Annotated in this window: 1 protein-coding gene; it reads left to right on the forward strand. The window is 57.8% G+C overall.

Going from position 1 to position 258, the window contains the following annotated elements; translation table 11 throughout:
- Window positions 1-2: 2 nt before the first annotated feature.
- On the forward strand, window positions 3-176 hold the full coding sequence (locus QP437_RS10770) for an endonuclease V (RefSeq protein ID WP_369279331.1): 174 nt from the start codon (window positions 3-5) through the stop codon (window positions 174-176).
- Window positions 177-258 lie beyond the last annotated feature (82 nt).

Below are 258 nucleotides of genomic sequence, written 5' to 3' on the forward strand. Positions count from 1 at the left end.
AAGTGCGCTGCAACCCGCTGTTTATTAGCACCGGCCACCGGGTAGGCATGGACAGCGCTTTAATGTGGGTTGAGCGCTGCATGCGAGGCTACCGTCTGCCCGAGCCGACGCGCTGGGCCGATGCGGTGGCGTCCCGTCGTCCGTCGTTTGTGCGTTGGCAAGCAAATCACGGCTGATTCAGGTACACTGCGCCTAATTTCTGACTTCGAGAATTCATCATGTTACAAAACCCGATTCACCTGCGCCTGGAGAAACTGG

Source organism: Haemophilus sp. UMB1048 (assembly GCF_030218125.1).
GTDB lineage: Bacteria > Pseudomonadota > Gammaproteobacteria > Enterobacterales > Pasteurellaceae > Haemophilus_D.